This window comes from Bradyrhizobium sp. MI1.3, assembly GCF_055811695.1.
The window spans coordinates 1-396 of record NZ_JBVVPQ010000276.1; the positions used below are offsets into that span (position 1 = coordinate 1).

A 396-nucleotide genomic window follows, 5' to 3' on the forward strand; every position below is an offset into this window, starting at 1 on the left:
TCGACTTGCAACGAATTCCCGAGAAAAGCCACCAGGGGATCGCCAGGATCAACCACCTCGATCTTCACGGCCTGATGTCAAGGATAACCATTGAAGTAGCCGCCGACCAGATCGAGATAGTCCGGCCAAGTGTAGAATGTGTCCGTCGCCGAATGAACCCCGAGGAACCCGCGGCCCGAGCGCACAAACTTGAGAAGAGCTCTCTTTTGCGCGGCGCTCATCGGAAGTTCTCCGGTTGTGTAGAACATCACCGCCGCGTAGCGCTCGAGGTTTTCGGTAGAAAATTCGGACGTGTCTTCCGTTGCAATGACTTCAAAGGCACCCGAATTGCTTCCGAGCTGGGTCAGGATTACCTTGGAAAGCGGTATGACATCATGCCGGTAGCCGGCGGAGTAT

General features: G+C 55.3%; 1 protein-coding gene. It reads right to left on the reverse strand.

The window, feature by feature from the left end:
- Positions 1 to 77 precede the first annotated feature (77 nt).
- Positions 78 to 396, reverse strand: a 319-nt coding sequence (locus AC0L3A_RS41015; protein WP_473256618.1) for a ThuA domain-containing protein, incomplete at its 5' end; no start/stop codon positions are given.